Origin of the sequence: uncultured Microbulbifer sp. (assembly GCF_913055755.1) — a bacterium.
GTDB lineage: Bacteria > Pseudomonadota > Gammaproteobacteria > Pseudomonadales > Cellvibrionaceae > Microbulbifer.
Genome location: NZ_CAJXKH010000018.1, coordinates 1 through 18,613, shown reverse-complemented (window position 1 = coordinate 18,613; position 18,613 = coordinate 1). Strand labels below are relative to the sequence as shown.

14 protein-coding genes are annotated in these 18,613 nt (G+C 58.4%); 8 read left to right on the top strand and 6 right to left on the bottom strand.

Annotated features, from left to right (window positions below; genetic code table 11):
- Positions 1–15: 15 nt before the first annotated feature.
- Complete coding sequence (locus QZ511_RS05260; protein WP_295800019.1) at positions 16–1,035, bottom strand: AAA family ATPase; 1,020 nt, start codon at positions 1,033–1,035, stop codon at positions 16–18.
- Positions 1,036–1,315: 280 nt separating this feature from the next.
- Between QZ511_RS05260 and QZ511_RS05255 the strand changes: the two genes are divergently transcribed.
- A complete protein-coding gene (locus tag QZ511_RS05255) occupies positions 1,316–3,517 on the top strand; it encodes a multiheme c-type cytochrome (RefSeq protein WP_295800017.1) in 2,202 nt (733 codons plus the stop codon).
- A gap of 93 nt (positions 3,518–3,610) precedes the next feature.
- Here the strand turns inward: QZ511_RS05255 and QZ511_RS05250 are convergent, their stop codons facing one another.
- Positions 3,611–5,122 carry an arylsulfatase gene (locus tag QZ511_RS05250; protein WP_295800013.1) on the bottom strand — a complete coding sequence of 504 codons (1,512 nt, stop codon included), beginning with the start codon at positions 5,120–5,122 and terminating at the stop codon, positions 3,611–3,613.
- A gap of 125 nt (positions 5,123–5,247) precedes the next feature.
- Complete coding sequence (locus QZ511_RS05245; RefSeq protein ID WP_295800010.1) at positions 5,248–6,255, bottom strand: AraC family transcriptional regulator; 1,008 nt, start codon at positions 6,253–6,255, stop codon at positions 5,248–5,250.
- 611 nt (positions 6,256–6,866) lie between these two features.
- Between QZ511_RS05245 and QZ511_RS05240 the strand changes: the two genes are divergently transcribed.
- The 7 genes from QZ511_RS05240 to QZ511_RS05210 all read left to right on the top strand — a co-directional run bounded on the left by QZ511_RS05240 (position 6,867) and on the right by QZ511_RS05210 (position 16,499).
- Positions 6,867–7,847: an NAD(P)-dependent oxidoreductase gene (locus QZ511_RS05240; RefSeq protein ID WP_295800006.1), complete on the top strand. Its 981-nt coding sequence runs from the start codon at positions 6,867–6,869 to the stop codon at positions 7,845–7,847.
- 52 nt (positions 7,848–7,899) lie between these two features.
- A complete protein-coding gene (locus QZ511_RS05235) occupies positions 7,900–8,409 on the top strand; it encodes a 2,4'-dihydroxyacetophenone dioxygenase family protein (RefSeq protein ID WP_295800004.1) in 510 nt (169 codons plus the stop codon).
- A gap of 118 nt (positions 8,410–8,527) precedes the next feature.
- On the top strand, positions 8,528–9,589 hold the full coding sequence (locus tag QZ511_RS05230; RefSeq protein WP_295800001.1) for a zinc-binding dehydrogenase: 1,062 nt from the start codon (positions 8,528–8,530) through the stop codon (positions 9,587–9,589).
- A 123-nt stretch (positions 9,590–9,712) separates the two neighbouring features.
- Positions 9,713–11,581 (top strand): DUF1302 domain-containing protein, encoded by a 1,869-nt coding sequence (locus QZ511_RS05225; RefSeq protein WP_295800000.1) that lies wholly within the window; start codon positions 9,713–9,715, stop codon positions 11,579–11,581.
- 91 nt (positions 11,582–11,672) lie between these two features.
- Complete coding sequence (locus QZ511_RS05220; protein WP_295799996.1) at positions 11,673–13,247, top strand: AMP-binding protein; 1,575 nt, start codon at positions 11,673–11,675, stop codon at positions 13,245–13,247.
- A 153-nt stretch (positions 13,248–13,400) separates the two neighbouring features.
- Positions 13,401–14,897 carry an NAD(P)/FAD-dependent oxidoreductase gene (locus tag QZ511_RS05215; RefSeq protein ID WP_295799994.1) on the top strand — a complete coding sequence of 499 codons (1,497 nt, stop codon included), beginning with the start codon at positions 13,401–13,403 and terminating at the stop codon, positions 14,895–14,897.
- Positions 14,898–15,011: 114 nt separating this feature from the next.
- Positions 15,012–16,499 (top strand): phospholipase D family protein, encoded by a 1,488-nt coding sequence (locus QZ511_RS05210; protein WP_295799991.1) that lies wholly within the window; start codon positions 15,012–15,014, stop codon positions 16,497–16,499.
- Positions 16,500–16,523: 24 nt separating this feature from the next.
- Here the strand turns inward: QZ511_RS05210 and QZ511_RS05205 are convergent, their stop codons facing one another.
- From QZ511_RS05205 to QZ511_RS05195, 3 genes are all read right to left on the bottom strand, one after another.
- Positions 16,524–17,054, bottom strand: a complete 531-nt coding sequence (locus QZ511_RS05205; protein WP_295799989.1) for a hypothetical protein — start codon at positions 17,052–17,054, stop codon at positions 16,524–16,526.
- Entirely contained in the window at positions 17,047–17,808 is a 762-nt protein-coding gene (locus QZ511_RS05200) for a DUF2092 domain-containing protein (RefSeq protein WP_295799986.1), read from the bottom strand. Before QZ511_RS05200 ends, QZ511_RS05205 begins: the two co-directional genes overlap by 8 nt.
- 49 nt (positions 17,809–17,857) lie before the next feature.
- Positions 17,858–18,613 (bottom strand): outer membrane protein transport protein (locus tag QZ511_RS05195; protein WP_295799984.1); only part of this gene is annotated, 756 nt, incomplete at its 5' end.

The window sequence follows — 18,613 nt, the reverse complement described above, 5'->3', positions numbered from 1 at the left end:
TCCCAGAAACGCCGCTCAGGGCAGGGCGACGTTCTGGATCAGGGTATCGATCACCCGGTCCGCGGTGATGCCCTCGCCCTGGGCTTTGAAACTCAGACCCAGGCGGTGGCGCAGGCAGTCGTGCACCACTGCGTGAATGTCCTGTGGATCCACGTAGTCGCGGCCTTCCAGCCAGGCGTTGGTGCGCCCGGCCTTGTCCAGTGCGATGGAGCCCCGCGGGCTGGCGCCGATCTCGATCCAGCGCGCCAGCTCGTCGGAGATTTTCTGCGGATGACGGCTCACCTCAATCAAATCGGCGATATAGCGCGCCATGGCATCGGAAGTATGAATGGTGGCAATTTCCCGGCGCGCGTCGAATATCGCCTGCTGCGGAATGGCTGCGGATTGTTCTGCCGGCTCTGTCGGCACCGCGGCGGGATCGGTCACCGGTGCTTCGGCGGCGGCGATTTCCTCGCCTCGCACCAGTTCGATCACCGAGACCTCGTCTTCCACCGGTGGGTAGGTAATCAGCACATGCATCAGGAAGCGATCCATCTGCGCCTCCGGCAGGGGATAGGTGCCTTCCTGCTCGATGGGGTTCTGGGTGGCCATCACCATAAACAGTGGCGGCATTTTATGGGTCTTGCCGGCCACGGTGACCTGGCGCTCTTCCATTGCCTCCAGCAGGGCCGACTGTACCTTGGCGGGTGCCCGATTGATTTCGTCGGCGAGGACGATATTGGCGAAGATGGGACCGGGGTGGAAACGGAACTCTGAGATCCCGCCTGGGGACGTGTCATTCCGGTAGAGCATATCGGTACCGGTGACATCCGCCGGCAATAGATCCGGCGTGAACTGGATGCGGCTGAAATCCGCCTCCAGGTTTTTCGCCAGGGATTTAATGGCGCGGGTTTTCGCCAGTCCCGGCAGACCTTCGACCAGCAGGTTGCCATTGGCGAGCAGGCCAATGATCAGGCGGCGAATCACATCCCGCTGGCCGATGATGGATTGACCCATCGCGGATTCCAGTTGCGCAATCTGTTCTCTCGCCGACATACAGAACCTCGCTGTCTTCCCCTATTAACGCTAGCAGAGGGAAAGCAGATACCTGCCATGATACGGCTATAATGGGGCCATAAATTTATAAATCGGAGTGACCATGCGCACGTTGCTGCCTGTTCTGTTCTTGCTGTTATTGGTTGTCGGGTGCGGTAAAAACAACGACAGAGTGTCATCAGAAGCCACCAGCTCAGAGCGCAGGGCGGAACCACAAGCCAGCAGCGCGGTTAACAGCGAATCCAGTAGCGAAAAAAATATAGCGGCGCTCGCGAAGCCGGTGAAAAACGCTGCCTCCCCGCAGAAAAATACGCACTCCCGGCGTGCGGATGGTCTGGCGTATATTGGCGCGGAACAGTGCGCCAGCTGTCACCAGCAGGCCTTTGATCAGTGGCAGCATTCCCACCACGACCTGGCGATGAAAGAAGCCACTGATAAAACCGTGATTGGCAATTTCGACGACGCGGAGTTCGATTACTACGGTACCGTTTCTAAATTCTTTCAGCGCGATGGAAAATATTTTGCGAAGACCGACGGCCCGGACGGAAAGCTGCACGAGTATCCGGTGGCCTACACCTTCGGAGTGGAGCCTCTGCAGCAGTATCTGATCGAGATGCCCGGTGGCCGGCTGCAGGCATTGTCCATCGCCTGGGATTCCCGCTCAGAAGAAGCCGGTGGCCAGCGCTGGTTCCACCTCTACCCGGATGAGGAGATCAAGCCGGGTGATCCGCTGCACTGGACCGGGCTCAGCCAGAACTGGAACTTCATGTGCGCGGATTGCCACTCCACCAACTTTCAGAAGAATTACGACGCCAGCTCGAAAAGCTTTGCCAGTACCTGGTCCGAGATCAATGTGGGCTGTGAGGCCTGCCACGGACCGGGTTCCGGTCACGTGACCTGGGCGAATGCCCCGGCGGAGAAGCGGAAAGACTACGGCGCCGGCAGGGGGCTGGAAATCTCCTACCGCGATCGTCTACAGGGCGCCTGGCAGATGAATATGGAGACGGGGATTGCACAGCTGGTAAAAAAAGATGGCAATGCGAATATCCACAAAGAGCTACAGGTGTGTGCCCAGTGTCACTCCCGGCGCAGCACCGCGTTTCCCGGCGCCCATCCCCAGAGCGAGTTCTTCGATCACTTTAACCTGGCGTTGCTGGATGAAGGGCTGTATCACGCGGATGGCCAGATTGACGACGAGGTCTATGTCTACGGTTCTTTCCTGCAGAGCAAAATGCACGCGGCCGGTGTCACCTGCAGCAATTGCCACAACCCCCATAGCATGGAGCTGCGGGCGCAGGACAATGCGCTCTGCGCCCAGTGCCACCTGCCGGAAAAATTCGATACCGCAGAGCACCATTTTCACCCGGCCGCCAGCGAGGGTGCCCAGTGCGTGAACTGCCATATGACCGACAAGGTATACATGCAGGTGGACGCGCGGCGGGATCACAGCTTCCGTGTGCCGCGGCCGGATCTGTCCCAGTCAATCGGTTCCCCGAATGCCTGTACCGGCTGCCATGCGGACAAGGGCGACAAGTGGGCCACACAGATATTGGAGGCAAAATATGGCAAGCCGGACCCGCACTATGGCGAGGCGTTGCATGCCGGCCGTACCGGGGCGGCGGATGCCGAGTCCAGGTTGTTGAACCTGGTGATGGATGAGTCCCAGCCTGCGATTGCCCGTGCCACAGCGGTTTCTCTGTTACCGGATTACCTGTCGCAGACCAGTGCCCAGGTCCTGCAGGTGGTTGCTCAGGGAGATGACGCACTCTTGCACCTGGGAATGGCCCAGTCTCTGGACCGGGTGGCGGAACAGGTTCGGCCGGCGCTGGCGATTCCGCTGCTGTACGAGAACGAGCGCGTGATAGCCGCCGAGGCCGCCAATGCCATTGCTGCGACGCCAATCGATCGTTATCCGGCACCGGTGAAGGAGATGTTTGCCAAGGGGCTACAGGACTACCTGGCATCCGAGACCTTCAATTCCGATCGCCCGGAATCCCTGGTGAACCTGGCGGGGTACTATGCGCAGCAGGGAGATACCCTGAAGTCGGAATCCTATTTCCGCAAAGCCATTGAGCTTGAGCCGAGCTATAGCCCGGCCTACGTCAACCTCGCCGACCTGTATCGAAGCGCCGACAGGGAGGCTCTGGGGGAAAAGGTGTTGCAGCAGGGGCTTGAAGCCTCGCTGCACAAAAGCCCGATCCAGCACGCGCTGGGACTTTCACTTGTACGCCAGAAAAGAATGGATGAAGCGATGGATTACCTGCGGGAATCGGCTCACGCTGCGGTCACGTCGCCACGCTATATCTATGTGTACGCCATCGCGCTGAATTCTTCCGGTAGGCCGAATCAGGCGATCAAGGAGCTGGAGCAGGGGCTGCAGCGGTTTCCGCAGGATCGACAGATCGTCTCCGCTCTGGTGTCCATCCATCGCGAACAGGGCAATGAAAAGGCGGCACAAAAGTATCAGCATCAACTCGAGTAAATGGGGCGGGATCCGGGAATGAAAAAAGCGCGGCCAGATCCGGCCGCGCTTTTTTATGCACTATTTTTTTGCACTAGAGATTGTGAGGCGGGATCAGCGGTTTTCGTTGACCTGCATCGCCGCGTCAATCGCCTTGTTGATGTTCAGTGACGCTGCCTTCTGGCGTGGCGGGAACTCCTTGAAGGTGGCCAGATGCTCATTCAGTATCTGGATTGCCGGCTGCATCACCCAGCTCTTGCGCATGATCTGATGAAAGCCGGTAATGCCGTCGTAATGCTCCATCGGGTCTTTGCGCAGATTGAATAGCTTGGGCATGGTGTGGGTGACCATGTCCTCGTAGTAGCGCCCACCGGGCTTGGTGGCAAAGTGCATCTTCCACGGTCCGACGCGCAACGCGGTCAGCTGGGATTCGTAGTAGTAGAAGATTTTGTTGCGCGCGGACTTTTTGCTTTTCCCGGTCCAGTAATCGAGGTTGTTTTCACCGTCGATGTACACCTTGTCGGACTTTTTCAGTTTCTCGCGCAGGTTGGGTTCGCCCAGTGCCGCGGCAATGGTGGGGAACACATCCTCGTGGGAGGAGATGCCGTTCAGCTCCAGCCCGGTGGGAATATGGCCCGGCCAGCGCACCAGGAACGGCACGCGCACACCGCCTTCCCAGGTCGTCATCTTCTCGCCGCGGAATTTTGTGGTGCCGGCATCCGGCCAGCTGCTCTGTTCAGGACCGTTGTCCGTGGTGTAGATGACAATGGTATTGTCGGCGATGCCAAGCTCGTCCAGTTTGTCCAGCAGTTTGCCCACCTGGCCGTCGTGCTCGATCAGGCCGCTGCCGAACACATCATCTTCGCTACTGATATTGGTGGCGAGATTGCGGCTTTCGGGCTTCAGGTGGGTATACACATGCATACGGCTGGTGGCGTGCCAGATAAAGAACGGCTTGCCTGCCTTGTTGGCTCGCTCCATAAAGTCCAGGCTGCGCTCCAGGATTTCCTCGTCGAAGGTTTCCATGCGCTTGCGGGTCAGGGGACCGGTGTCCTTGATGCGCCCGTCCGCGTAAGACTCGATCACGCCCCGTGGGCCAAATTTCTTTTTGAATTCCGGGCCTTTCGGGTAATCCGCCTGCTCGGGTTCCTCGGAAACATTGAGGTGGTAGAGGTTACCGTAGAACTCGTCGAAACCGTGATTGGTGGGCAGGTGCTCGTCCAGATCCCCTAGGTGGTTCTTCCCGTACTGGGCGGTCATATAGCCACGCGCTTTAAGGAATTCCGCCAGTGTCGGGTCTTCCTCCTGGATACCGAGTGGGTTACCCGGTTGTCCCACCGTCGTGAGGCCGGTACGCACCGGCAATTGCCCCATCAGAAAGGCGGCGCGCCCCGCGGTACAGCTGGGTTGCGCATAGTGATCGGTAAATAGCGCGCCCTCTTTGGCGATGCGGTCGATATTGGGGGTGGGGTAGGTCATGCCGTGGGAGTATGCGCTTAGGGAAAGCTGCGCCACATCATCCACCATGATGGCGAGGATATTGGGCTTCTCGGCGGCCAGAGTGGCCATTGATGTACCGACCAGAAACAGCCCGAGCAACGCGAGAGGCCTGCACAGTCTTTTCATGGAATACCCTCCTATAGCAAACGTCGAAAAGATAATACTGTGACGTTTAAATAAGCATAGAAGAGAATATGGGTCGTAATGCGAAGGGAGCGTATACCGGTCGGTCGTGGATATCGTCCTGGTTGTTATACCTGCTGATTACCCCTCGCCTCAGAAGGTGATAGCCCGAACCAGCGCCTGAAGCTGCGACTGAACACCGCGAGGTCGGCATAGCCCAGATTCAGCGCGATATTTGTCAGTGGCATGTTGCTGCTCAAAACTGCTGTTTCAGCCACCTCTTTGCGGGTTTCTTCCAGTAACTCGCGAAAACTTGTATTGCTCGCATCCAGTGCGCGCTGCAGCTTCTTGGCGTGCATACCGAGGCAGAGCGCCACGTTGGTTTTATTGCAGTCCCCTGTGGGCAACAGGCCGAGTATCGCGTGTTTTACCAGCGGGGTCAGGTCATGTTCCGAATCTCTTTTCAGCTGCTCGAACTGGGTGAAAATGACCTGGTCCACCAGGCCTTCCAGGATACGCGGCTTTTTGTCCAGGGTTTCCCGGTCGATAAAAAAACTATTGTGTTCTGCGTTAAATTCCACCGGACATGAGAACGCCTCGGAGTAGAAATCCCGGCCATTTTCCGGTGGTGGGTGACGGAAAAATACCCGGCTGGAATGCCACTGCGGCCCGGCCATATCCCGCACCAGCTGGTAGATCATACCGAGGCTCAGGTCCTCCAGCTGTGGGTAGCGGCCAGTTTCGGCGAGGACTATTTCCAGGCGCAATTCGGTTTGGCCTTTGGTGGCGGGATTCAACGTAAGGATTGCGCCCTGGGCGTGTAGATGTGCGTGCTTGCCGCCGACTGACAGTGCGTCGACGATGCTGTCCTGGCGGGAAAGGTAAGTCCCGAACAGTCCCAGAACATGCAGGCCCTGTCCCGTCGAAAGATGCAGGCCGAAGGTGTCATCACCGGTTTCCCTTGCCGCCAGTTCCAGTAACGCCCCGAGGCTCTGGTAGGGAATCAGGTTGTCGGGTTCACGTAACTGGCTCGCGGGGAGTCCTGCGGCTTTCAGCAATTGGACCGGGTTTGCGCCAAGTTTACGTGTCAGCTCGTCAAACCCATACAGGGCCCCGGCCCTGACAAACTCCGTCATGCTCGTGTCTCGGATCGCTCAATGGCCGCGTTATGCGGTGGTCGTTTACTGGCGCTGGTTCGTGACTATTCCGAGGCAGCTTATCGCCTTTGTCTCAATTTGCAAAGCGCGTGTCTCAAAAAATCAAACCGATCCGGTGACGATCCATTACTCTCAATCCCGTTCCTGTAGTGGCCAAGGGTAAATCGAAATGACCGACCAAGGCCCAGCATTCATAAAAATAAAGCTGAACGCTAAACACAGAATGAGGACACCGAGCGATGAATGAGTCACTCCAAAAATCCGGGTCAACCCAGTGTGGCCTGCAGAATTTTTCCCGGTGCGGACAGCAACCGCTGCCGTCACCTGTTTCCCAAACCCGATTTCCGTCCGGTGGCTTACCGGCCGAGAGTATTTCCGCGCCGTAGCTTCAGGCGGGCAGTCATCTTCGCCATTGCGGTAACCGCATTTTGAGGCCGGATGACGTTCGCAGACTGAAGTGTCGCGGCAGTAATTTTGATTGACGGCTCGGCTGTCCGACAAATCAAGTATCCGCTAACTCGACTATCCGCGGAAATGCCTCACAACAATAACCAAGATAATGAAATGAAAACTAACTGGAGGATGCCGGAGTGAAAGATGTATTTGTGACCGGCGCCGGCGGCTTTATCGGCCGCCACCTGGTGGCGCAACTGCTGGAGCAGGGCTGCAATGTCACTGCCCTGATGCTCGCAGGCGAGCCGGTACCGGCGGCCTGGGAGGGGCGGGTGCGCACCGTTACCGGTGATGTGCGCACGCTCGCGGCGCTGGTCGATGAAATTGGCGAAGTCGACACCATCTTCCATCTTGCCGCTGTGGTCAGTGACTGGGGCGCGCGCCAGGAGCATGTGGACATCACCGTACACGGAACTGAACAGGCGATATTGCTCGCGCTGAAATGGAATGCGCGAATTGTGGTGACCACCAGTGTGGCAGCGTTCGGCAGCGCTATGGGCACGGGCATACTCAATGAAGAGACTCCGCGGGGCATGCCCGCGTCCAGTTACGAATACGCGAAACAATTACAGGAAGATGTCACCCTTGAGGCAGTGCGCGAGCACGGGTTACGTGCGGTCATCGTGCGACCGGCCAACGTATATGGCGTTGGCAGTGTATGGGTAAACCGGTTTCGCGAATTCCTCGCCGATGAAAAGCCCTCGCTGATGGGCGACGGTGACTGGGATGCGGGTCTGGTGCACGTACATAACCTGATCGACGCGCTGCTGCTGGCGGCCAGCCGCGAAAACGCGGGCAATGGGGAAATTTTTGTGATTTCCGACGGGCACGGCGTTACCTGGAAGCACTATCTGGACGCGTTGGCACAGACGCTGTCGCTGCCCGCACCAAAAAGCATTCCCAATATTATCGCGCGCCTGCTGGCGCCGGTAATGGAATTTTCCGGCCAGTTGATCGGGTTGAAAAAGGCGCCGCCGGTGACGAAGCTCGGTTATCGACTGACCGGTGTGGAAAGCGTGTACGACGCGAGCAAAGCAAAATCTGTGCTCGGCTACCAGCCGAGAATAACCTTGGACGAGGCCATGCGGGAAATTCGGCAGGCTTACGCCCAGTCCTGAGAGAAATCACTCTTATAAAGAGTGGCGCAAGTAAAATGAGAGGAAACAAAACATGACTATTCCATTTCCGATTCACTCGCAGGACTCCCTGCTGACCATCAATACCGACGAGCAGCCGTTTGTAAAGAATGCGTTGCCGGGCGTACACGTAATGCCTTGTTTCCTGGATACCGAAAACGGCGTGTGGGTACTTCGCGTACAGTTCGAGCCGGGTACTGTCCTGCCCAGACATTTCCACACCGGTTGCGTGCACCTTTACACCATTTCCGGTAGCTGGCACTACACCGAATATCCGGATCAGCCGCAGACCGCCGGTAGCTATCTCTACGAACCGGGCGGTTCCGTGCACCAGTTCCAGGTTCCCGAGACCAATACTGAGATTACCGACACTTTTATGGCGGTATTCGGCGCAAACATCAATTTTGACGAAAACGATGAGTTCATGAATGTGATGGATGCTGGCTGGATCGAAACGATCATGCTGGAAGCGGCCAAGGCGCAGGGCATTGTCCCGCGCTATATCAAACCGAAGTCTACTGCGGGTTACTCCGACGAAGCGTGATGGAGAAGGGAGGATCTCAACACCCTTGAATTCCTCTCAAACATAACAGCGTAGCCTGTTCCGGAAAATCGGATGTGCTGCGCTGTGTACCTGCTCCAGTAAAAAATCGGAAAATATTATGGCAAATATGCAATCTGTTGTGTTGCGCGATGGCAACGTGCGGCTGGAAACCCTCGAGCGACCCACGCCTGGCCCCGGACAGGTGCTGGTGAAGTCCCTCGCCTGTGGTATCTGCGGGTCCGACCTGCACCTGGCTCGTCACACCGACGAAATATTCTCACTCTACCAGCAGATGGGCATGCTGCCTGCCGAGCTTGAGGCCAAACCCGATATCATGCTCGGTCATGAATTTGCTGCCGAGGTAGTGGAGTACGGCCCGGAAACGAAAGGTGAACTCCCCGTCGGCAGTCGCGTTACCAGTGTACCGATCCTGATGTCCGAGAACGGTGCCGGTATCGGTGTTTCCCCCGGTATTCACGGCGCCTACTCGGAATTTTTCCTGCTGGACGAAGCCCTGATGCTGCCGCTGCCGGAGGGTGTTTCGCCCCAGGCCGCAGCAATTACGGAGCCACTGGCTGTGGGCCTGCACGCGGTCAATCGCTCCGATATTAGCGAGAACGATGTGGCACTGGTCGCCGGTTGCGGCCCCATCGGTCTCGCGGTGATTTCCGCATTGCGCTTGCGCGGTATCACAAAAATTGTCGCTTCCGATCCGCAGCCCACCGCGCAGGCAATGGCGCAGGAGTTTGGCGCGAGCACAGCGGTCAACCCCATGGAAGAGGACGAAGTTGCAACGGCCGCGGAGCTCGCCGGTGAAGGTCGTGTGATCATTTTTGAATGTGCGGGTATCCGCGCGCTGCTGGACAGTTTTATCCGCCGTGCGCCGCAACGCGCCAGCCTGATCGTGACAGGTGTGCATACCGAGCCTACCGAGGTGAACTTCGCCTTTGCAATGGTAAAGGAGATGGACATCAAGTTTACCTACTACTACACGCCAGAGGAGTTTGCCGAATGCCTGCAGACGATTGCTCGCGGCGAAGTGAACTGGAAAGCGCTGTGGACCGGCACCGTGGGTATCGACGGCGTGCCCGCCGCATTTGAGACTCTGATGCAACCAAATTCACACATCAAGGTGATTGTGGAACCGTGGCGCTCTGGCGGCCTGGAAAACACGGAATAGATAAACTACGGCTGGCCCGCGCCTATGCCGGGCCAGTATAGAAAACGACAAGGAATGGTTATCTGGTAGCGATTGGCTCACCGTTGCAGAGCCTAAAAAAATAATGATTGAGAGAATGGCAAGATGTATTTCAATTTTCTGGTCGGTCAACCGCAGAGGAAACTCTGTGTCGCAATTCGTACCCTGATCCCTTCACTGGCACTCGCCTGTACTACCGCAAACGCAAAAACACTTGAACTGGGTGACATAACCGCAGAGCTGCAAGGCAGCGTAAATATCGGCGCCCAGTGGATGGCGGAGACTCCCAATCCGGACTTTATCTATCAGGGCAATGCCGACCGCATCGGCTATGGTGCTGCCGGTGAATTCAATCCCAACCTCGGCCGCGATATGGACGACGGTCGCCTGAATTTCCGCGAGCAGGGTGATCTTGCATCCCTGCCGCTGGTGATCAGTGGCGAACTCAAGCTGAAGCGTGGAAATCTTGGATTAAATTTGCGGGGTAACTTCTGGTACGACCAGGTGCTGGAGAACCGCTCTGTGGATTTCGGAAGCGCCGCCGCCGGATACGGTGAAGGCGTTGTGCTCGGAGATTCCCGTGCCGACGCGCTGCGGGATTACCGCATCGAAGCTTATGCCTACGGCGATTTCAAGCTGGGCGAGCAGGACCTGCATCTCGGCGTCGGCAGTAAGACCCTGAAGTGGGGCGAGGGGCTGTTTTTCCAGAACGGGGTCAATGGGGTAAATCCTTATGATGTCGCGGCACTTCGCATGCCCGGTACCCGCTTGCGCCTGTCGGTACCGATGATATATGGCAAGTACGCGCTGAGTGGCAGCCTTGCGCTGGAAACATTTTATCAGTTGCAGTGGCGTCGAACCGTGCTGGATGGATGTGGTACTGCCTTCTCCGGCTACGACTATATCGAGTCGTCCTGTGTCGGCGCTTATCCGCAGGGGCCCGATGAAATTGTGGCCAGTGCCGCGCGACTTTATATCGCACGCGGCGAGGATCGTGAGGCACGCGACGGCGGCCAGTTCGGTGTTTCGTTAAAGTACAAGGCGGAAAGCCTGAATACCGAGTTTGGCGTCTTTGCCATGAACCTCCATTCGCGCGAGCCATTTGCCAGCCTGACTGTCAGTACCCACGAAACCCCGGGTACCGGCTGGCGCAACCCGCTGGAGGATCCTGCGAACCTGGAGGGCAATGGTAATTATTTTGTCGACTACCCGAAAGATATCCGTACCTTCGGTATCAGCTTCCATTCCGATCTGTTCCAGGCCACCCAGCTTTTCGGCGAGTTGAGCTACCGCCCCAATCAACCGGTGCAACTGGCAACCGGAGACCTGATCCCGGCATTTGCCAGCAGTCCGGAGTTCCTTGCCTCGGTGATCGGTCAGCCCCTTACCCTGGGTGACGACGCGATCAATGCTGCGCCGGGTTCTGTGTACCAGGGGTACGACCGGCGGCAGATATCCCAGCTTTCCCTGGGCGCCATCCAGCCTATCCCCAACGTGCTGGGGTCACGTGCACTGGTACTGGTGGCGGAAGCCGGCCTGAAATACATGCACGACCTGCCGCCACTCAGCGAGCGGCGCTATAACAAGCTGGACGTCTACGGCACCGACTTTGCCGACGGCAGTGCCGTGGGTTGTGCCCTGGGTGCCCCGGTAGCGGCGTATCAGAAGTTCGCCTGCAGTGCCGATGGGTTTACCTCTGAACTGTCCTGGGGCTACCGTTTGCGCGCAGAACTTCTGTATCCGGAGCTGGTCGAGAACCTGGTAGTCAAACCGTATCTTATGTATGGCGCAGATGTGCGGGGCTGGTCATGGGATCGTAACTTTGTGGAGGGGCGCCAGCAGGGCACCCTCGGACTTAGCGCAGAGTACGATCAGCGCTATACCGTCGACCTTCACTGGGCGGGCAGTGGCAATACGCCGCTGGCTCGCACGGACCGGGATTACGTCGGTCTGACTTTTTCGGCTTCCTTCTGAATTTACGGTCCGGGTTAACAACCGGAGCACTTTAACGGATCACTCGAGCAGCGGGTAGCACGGTGCCCGCTCTGTCACTGGAGCAAATACAATGACAGAAAATGTATTGAACACTCAGTACAACAACCTGGCGGAATATTTGTCGCAGAAGCTGACACACTACGCCGATTTGCCCGCTTACCACTGCCTCGGCAAGAGCGTGACCTTCGCCGAGATCGACGAATATTCCCGCAACCTGGCGCGGTGGCTGCAACATGAATGCGGACTTGAGGCTGGTGACCGCATTGCCATCCAGTTGCCAAATATCACACAGTTCCCGATTGCCGCCTATGCGGCGTTGCGTGCCGGACTGGTGGTGGTGAATACCAATCCGCTGTATACGCCGCGGGAAATGCAGCACCAGTTTTCTGATTCCGGCGCCAAGGCGCTGGTGATCCTGGCGGATTTTCTCGACAAGTTCGACGAAATCAAGGCGTCCACCGGGATCGAGCATGTGCTGGTCACCGGGCCCGCAGACCTGCTCGGTCAGCCGGTAGCGGTACCGGATGGTTACCACGGTTTTGTTGCGGCAATCGAGCGCGGCGCGGATTGTCTGCAATTGCAGGAGAGCACGGCGGCACGCAACGATATTGCCGTACTGCAATACACCGGCGGTACCACCGGTGTCGCCAAGGGCGCGAGCCTCACCCACGCGAACCTGCTGGCGAATACCGGGCAGATGCTGGCGCGTATTCTGCAGCGTGGGAAAGAAGGCGAAGAGATCTTCGTGTGTCCGCTGCCGCTGTATCATATTTACGCGTTTACCGTGAACATGCTGACCTTTTTCGGCATGGGCAGCATGAATGTCCTGATTCCGAATCCGCGGGATATCGACGGCTTCGTAAAGGCAATTGCGCCGTTTCGTTTCACCGGACTCGCGGGCCTCAACACGCTGTTTGTGGGGCTGTGCCGCCACCCGCAGTTCCAGCAGCTGGATTTCAGCGGACTGAAAATGACTTTCTCCGGTGGCACCGCACTGACCAGCAATGCCGCGGAACTTTGGCAACAGGTTACCGGCTGCCCGGTAACCGAGGGCTGGGGCCTTTCGGAAACATCACCGGTGATCTGCCTGAACGAATTCGGCCGCGAGGAAGTGGGCGCCGTGGGCACGGTGCTCGCAGATACCGAAGTTCAGGTGTGGGACGAAGACGGCAATCCGCTGCCCCCGGGGGAAAGTGGCGAGTTGGTGGTGCGCGGCCCGCAGGTCATGCTCGGCTACTGGAACCGGCCGGAAGAGACCGCCAAGGCTATCCAGCATGGATTCTTCCGCACGGGCGATATCGGCCTGATCCAGCCTAATGGCAATATCCGGATCGTGGATCGCCTGAAAGACATGATTATCGTGTCCGGCTTCAACGTTTACCCCAATGAGGTGGAAGACGTCCTGTGCCGTCATCCCCAGGTGGTAGAAGCCGCGGTTGTCGGGGTTCCCAGTGAACAGACCGGCGAGGCAGTGTGTGCGCACCTGGTGATGGATGGCGAAGTTGAGGAGCGGGAAATTGTCGAGTTCTGCCGCACCCAGCTGACGGCCTACAAGGTGCCGAAACAGATTGTGCTGCACAAGGAACTGCCCAAATCCACGGTGGGCAAGATCCTGCGCCGGGAACTGAGGTCGGTGCCCGCCTGAGTCGAGGGCGGCATCACGGCACAAACGCAGCCTGTCGCTGTGTTTGTGCCGGCCTTCCGAGGTCGGGGACACCATCGGCCCATATTGACTTCACAACGCGACGAAAACTCGCGACACTGGGGACAGAACAATAACGTCCCCAGAGTCCGCGCGATGCAACAGCAACAGTTTGATACCCTCATTATTGGTGCCGGCCTGTCCGGTATCGGTACCGCCTGCCACCTGAAACAGCACTGCCCCGACCGGCAATTCGCGATTCTCGAGCGTCGCGACCGCCTCGGTGGCACCTGGGACTTGTTCCGCTACCCGGGAATCCGCTCGGACTCCGACATGTTCACCTTCGGCTTCAGTTTTCGGCCCTGGAATGGCGACCAGGTGCTGGCCGATGGGCCGTCTATCCGCAACTATCTCCAGGAAACCGCAGAAGAATACGGGGTCACCGAGCAGATTCATTTTGGGGTTGATCTCCAGTCTGCCAACTGGAGCAGCGCGGAGCAGCGCTGGACGCTGACCGGAGTGCTCAACGGCGAAGCTGTGACCTATCGCTGCCGGGTTCTGATCTCCTGCACCGGCTACTACGATTACGCCCGGGGCCATGCACCGGCATTTACCGGCACGGAAAATTATCGTGGCCAGCTGGTGCATCCGCAGCACTGGCCCGGGGATCTGGATTACACCGGCAAGCAGCTTGTGGTGATCGGCAGTGGTGCCACGGCGGTTACCCTAGTGCCGGCGCTGGCGGAAAAGGCCGCCAGGGTGACCATGTTGCAACGTTCGCCTACCTACATCCTGTCCATGCCCGGGCGTGACCGCCTGCTGGGGCTGCTGAAAAGACTGATGCCGGAGTCCTGGGTGTATCGCTTCGCCCGCCGCCGCAACCTGACTCTGCATCGCCTCCTGTTCAAGGTCTCCAAACGCTGGCCAAACCTGATGCGTCGGTTGATGTTGCGCGGCGTGAGGAAGGCGTTGGCTGGCAGCGCCGATATGCGGCACTTTACTCCGGTTTACCAGCCGTGGGACCAGCGACTGTGTGCGGTTCCGGATGGAGATCTGTTCGAAGCGATCAAAGCAGGGCGCGCCGCGGTAGTGACCGACGAGATAGACCACTTCACCGAAAGCGGAATGCGGTTGAAATCCGGTGAAGAACTGGAGGCCGATATCGTGGTGACGGCCACCGGCCTGAAACTGCAGTTACTTGGTGGCATGTCCCTGTCTGTCGATGGTCAGCCGGTAGATATGCGCAACCGCCTGACCTACAAGGGTGTACTGATGGAAGGTGTGCCGAATATGGCCTGGGTCTTCGGCTATACCAATGCCGCCTGGACGCTCAAGTCCGACCTGTCTGCCGGCTATATCTGTCGCCTGCTGAATTACCTCGAGGAGCAGAAACAGAGCGTCTTCCTGCCTGTGGACCGCGAAGGCTGTGTGGCCGACGAGTCGGTGATGGCGGCGCTGCGATCCGGATACGTTCAGCGCGCCGACGGGATTCTGCCGCGCCAGGGTACGCGCTATCCGTGGCGTCTGCTGAATGACTACGAACGCGACAAGAAAATTATGCTGGCGGGACCGCTGGATGACGGAATCCTCAATTTCTACCCGCCGGTGACACGGGCGCAGGCGAGTGACGAACAGGAATTGGTAGCAGGGTAGTGCTGCGCTTCTGCGACTAGACTGGAACGGTAGGGTTGGCCGTATTTCTCACGCCGCAGCCGGTGTGTGCGGGCAATCGTCTCCACATCTGCAAACCGCAAGCCAGGCACACCGATGGCCACCGATCAGCGAGAAGCCTCCACCCGCCTCCGTGCGGCATCAGATTCCCGCCTGGCGGAAGGTATCCGGGCGGCTGCCGCCGGTCATTCCGCCAGTGCGTCGGGGTTTCACCTGCTGGACGATGGCCTGTCGGCATTTGTTGCCCGCGCGGTATTGATTGAAGAGGCGAGCGTCTCCCTCGATCTCAAATACTACATCTACGAAGACGACAGCGTCGGCCGCCTGTTGACCAGCCTGTTGCTGAAGGCGGCGGATCGCGGCGTTCGCGTGCGGCTGCTGGTGGATGATCTCGGAACCCGTGTGGTCAACCCCTGGGTTCTGGCGCTGGACCGCCACCCCAATATGCATATCCGGGTATTCAATCCGGTAGAGGGGCGCAGTGGGGTGCGCCGGCTGCTGGAACAGGCGGTAAATCTGGGTCGCATCAATCACCGCATGCACAACAAACTCCTGATTGCTGACGGCCTGGCCATGATCACCGGTGGGCGCAATATTGCCGATGGCTATTTCGCAAAGTCTTCAGTGGAATTTCTCGATGTGGATGTACTGGCGATCGGTGCGGTGCTGCCGCAGGCCGGGCAGATTTTCGATGACTACTGGAACAATCCCGTTTCGGTGCCGGTGGCACAACTGCTGATCGCCGACGAAGACACCCACCGGCTCGACGAGTTGCGCAAACGCACCAGCAAGCTGCTGGCCGACGAGGCCAAGAGTGAATTTACCCGTGCGCTCGAGCAATCTGCAATGGCAACGGCGCTGTCGCACGGGGAGGTCGGTTTCCAGTGGGGTAAGGGGACTCTGTTGGCAGACCCTCCGGAGAAGGCGCTGCAACCGGACAGGATTCCGCGAGACCAATACCCCGGATACCAGCTGGAACAAATCATTCGCAAATGCCGCCAGCGCCTGAATATCAGCGCAGCGTATTTTATTCCCGGGGTTATCGGCAGGGAACTGTTTACCGGTCTGGAGATGCAGGGGGTATCGGTCAGTATTCTCACCAATTCCCTCAGCAGTAATGATGTGGCCGTTGTACACGGTGCTTACGCGCGCTACCGCAAGCGGTTGTTGCAATCCGGAGTCGACATCTGGGAACTGCGCACCATAGCCGGGCAGAAGCGGCGCAAGCAGTGGTTTCGCGGGGAATCCAGGGCGACCCTGCACGCGAAGACGTTTGTCATGGATCACAACCGCGGCTTTGTCGGCTCGATCAATCTGGATGGTCGCTCTCTGCTGCTCAATACCGAGATCGGGTTGTTGATGGAAAATCCCGAGATCAATCGACAGCTGCACGCACTGTTTACCGAGTGGATTGCTCCGGATTCTGCCTGGGCGTTGAGGCTGTCGGCGAAGGGGGCGCTGGAGTGGCACGGGGAGGATGAAGAGGGCCACCCGATGGTAGAGCGCAAAGACCCGGAGACGACCCTGTGGCTGCGTACACTGTCGTGGCTACTATCCTGGTTGCCGATCGAGTCCCAGATATGAGCGGCGAATTATCGCACTCCCTGTTCAGGGTGCGGGGACTACTTCATAGACCACCTGGGTGCCGGCATAGCTGGGGCGATACCAGGTGCCCCCGCACTCCTGATAGACCACGCCGTTGACGACCCGTTGGATGCAGCCAGCAGGCAGGTTGTAAATGATCGCCGCGGCGGCCGCTCCCGTGGCAGCGCCTGCCCAGTAACCCGGTCTCGGGTATGGCCAGTAGCGGCCGTGATGATGCCCGTCATGGTGATGGTCGTTGCCGCCATGGTGATCACCGCCGCCGCCATGGGGCGGGCGATGTTCCGGACGCGGGCGGTGACCTGGAGCGGGCCTGTGACCGCCGCCGTCTAAAGGTCGCGCCGGGCGCACTGGTCGCATGCCCCTACCAGCGGAAAATCCGGGGTGGATATTCATGTGTGGGCCACCAAAGTGACCGCCGCCAAACCCCGGGCGCGCGAAAGATTCGCCAGCAACCCACAGCAGTCCCCCCGCGACAATGACAGCGGTTAGCGTTCTGGCGAAGATCGGGTGTTTGGAAAGAAAGTACTCAGTCATTTTCCACTTCCCTTGCCGTTGGCGCTTTAGCCGGGTTCAGCTTTTTAAACGGAATTTTGTGGAAGTCCTTGTCGATATCGGGGACAAACAGTTTATCGGTGATTGAAGTCCGCTCCTGCCAATTGATGGTGGCGGTAAAGCGGGGTTGGCCGAATGCGCGGTAACTGACCGTGGAAATCTTTAGTGGCAGAGGTTCTTCTTCCCGGGTTACCCAGACTTCCCAATCCTGCTGCGGCCCGCGAAATGCCCAGTGGTCGACTTTCTCTCCCTGAAGCTCGGACTCGCCGATATACACCGCGCTTTCCACGGGCAGTGCATCTGTGCCCTTTACTCCCCAGGCGATCAGGTCCACCAGCGGAATTTCCAGCCCGTATTCTTTCGCCGCGCCCATCAGGGCATCAATTGAGGAGGTGCTGGCTGCAATGGTTCCGTAATACTTTTCTTCCGGTGCAATGACGGTCAGTAGCGTGCCGTCGTGGTAAAGCAGTCGACTCAGACTGTCGCTATGCAATTCCACCATCAGCTGGTTCGGGCGCTTGAAATACACCCGGGTCGTACCTGCTATCTGGATCTTCTGGCCGTTGTCGAGCACCACGTCGGAAGTGAATTCGGTTTCGTAGGCCAGCCTGGACTTGCCCGACAGGTGCTTCTCCAGGGCGCGGACAATCTGAATGGCTTCCGCGGTGGCTACTGTATTGACTTTGTCTGTCGCGGCATCCTGTTGTGCCCAACTGAGGGGACCAAGCAGGGCCATGCAAAGGCAAGAGAGATGCAGAGCCTTCATGCCGGGCGCAACGCCTGTATCAGAGTTCAAACTGGACCGATGCGCCAAAAAAATGCAGCGCAGTGTCTTTGTAGGTCCCCTCAAGAAGGGGGCTAAACGGAGGCCGTCCTTGCTGGTCGATGCCAATATTGCCGGCCCAGCTCAGGTTGTAGTTGATATCCAGGTGAACCCCGGGGCACAGTTCCTTGCCGCCGCCCAGTCCGAATTGCCAGGCCTCACCGACAACCGTATCTGCGGTCACGGTAGCGTCGCTGGCCATATCACTGTCGTAGGCAATGCCGGTCGATAGATACCAGTCCTGCAGGAACCCGCGGGTAAACTCCTGCCTTACCCCAAGGGCGAAGTGACCGGTGTCTTTGTATCCGCGGTCGACAAACACGGAGGTCTGGTCCGGGTTATCCAGTGACAAACCGACACCGGCGTATTCGGACCAGTCCTGCCACGCGAGGTTGGCATACAGGGTGGTACCGGGCTGCAGAACCTGCTGCAGGCTGGCGGTAACCGTGGCGGGCACGGTCAGGTCAATTTCCGTGCGGGTTTCATCCAGCCGGCCCACCACGGGTTCAAACAGTGGCCCGAAACCCCGCAGGCGCAGGTCGTCTTTAAAGGTCGCCTCTACCTTGGAGGTGTAGGTAATACCGAATGTGGTGGTGGGCACCGGTCGGTAAATGACGCCCAGGTTGCCGCCATAACCCACATCGAAATCTTTGTACTTGAGGCTGGCATCGGCGTCGATGAGTCCCGCCCGCGGTGCCGACTGGTACTGGAAAAACAG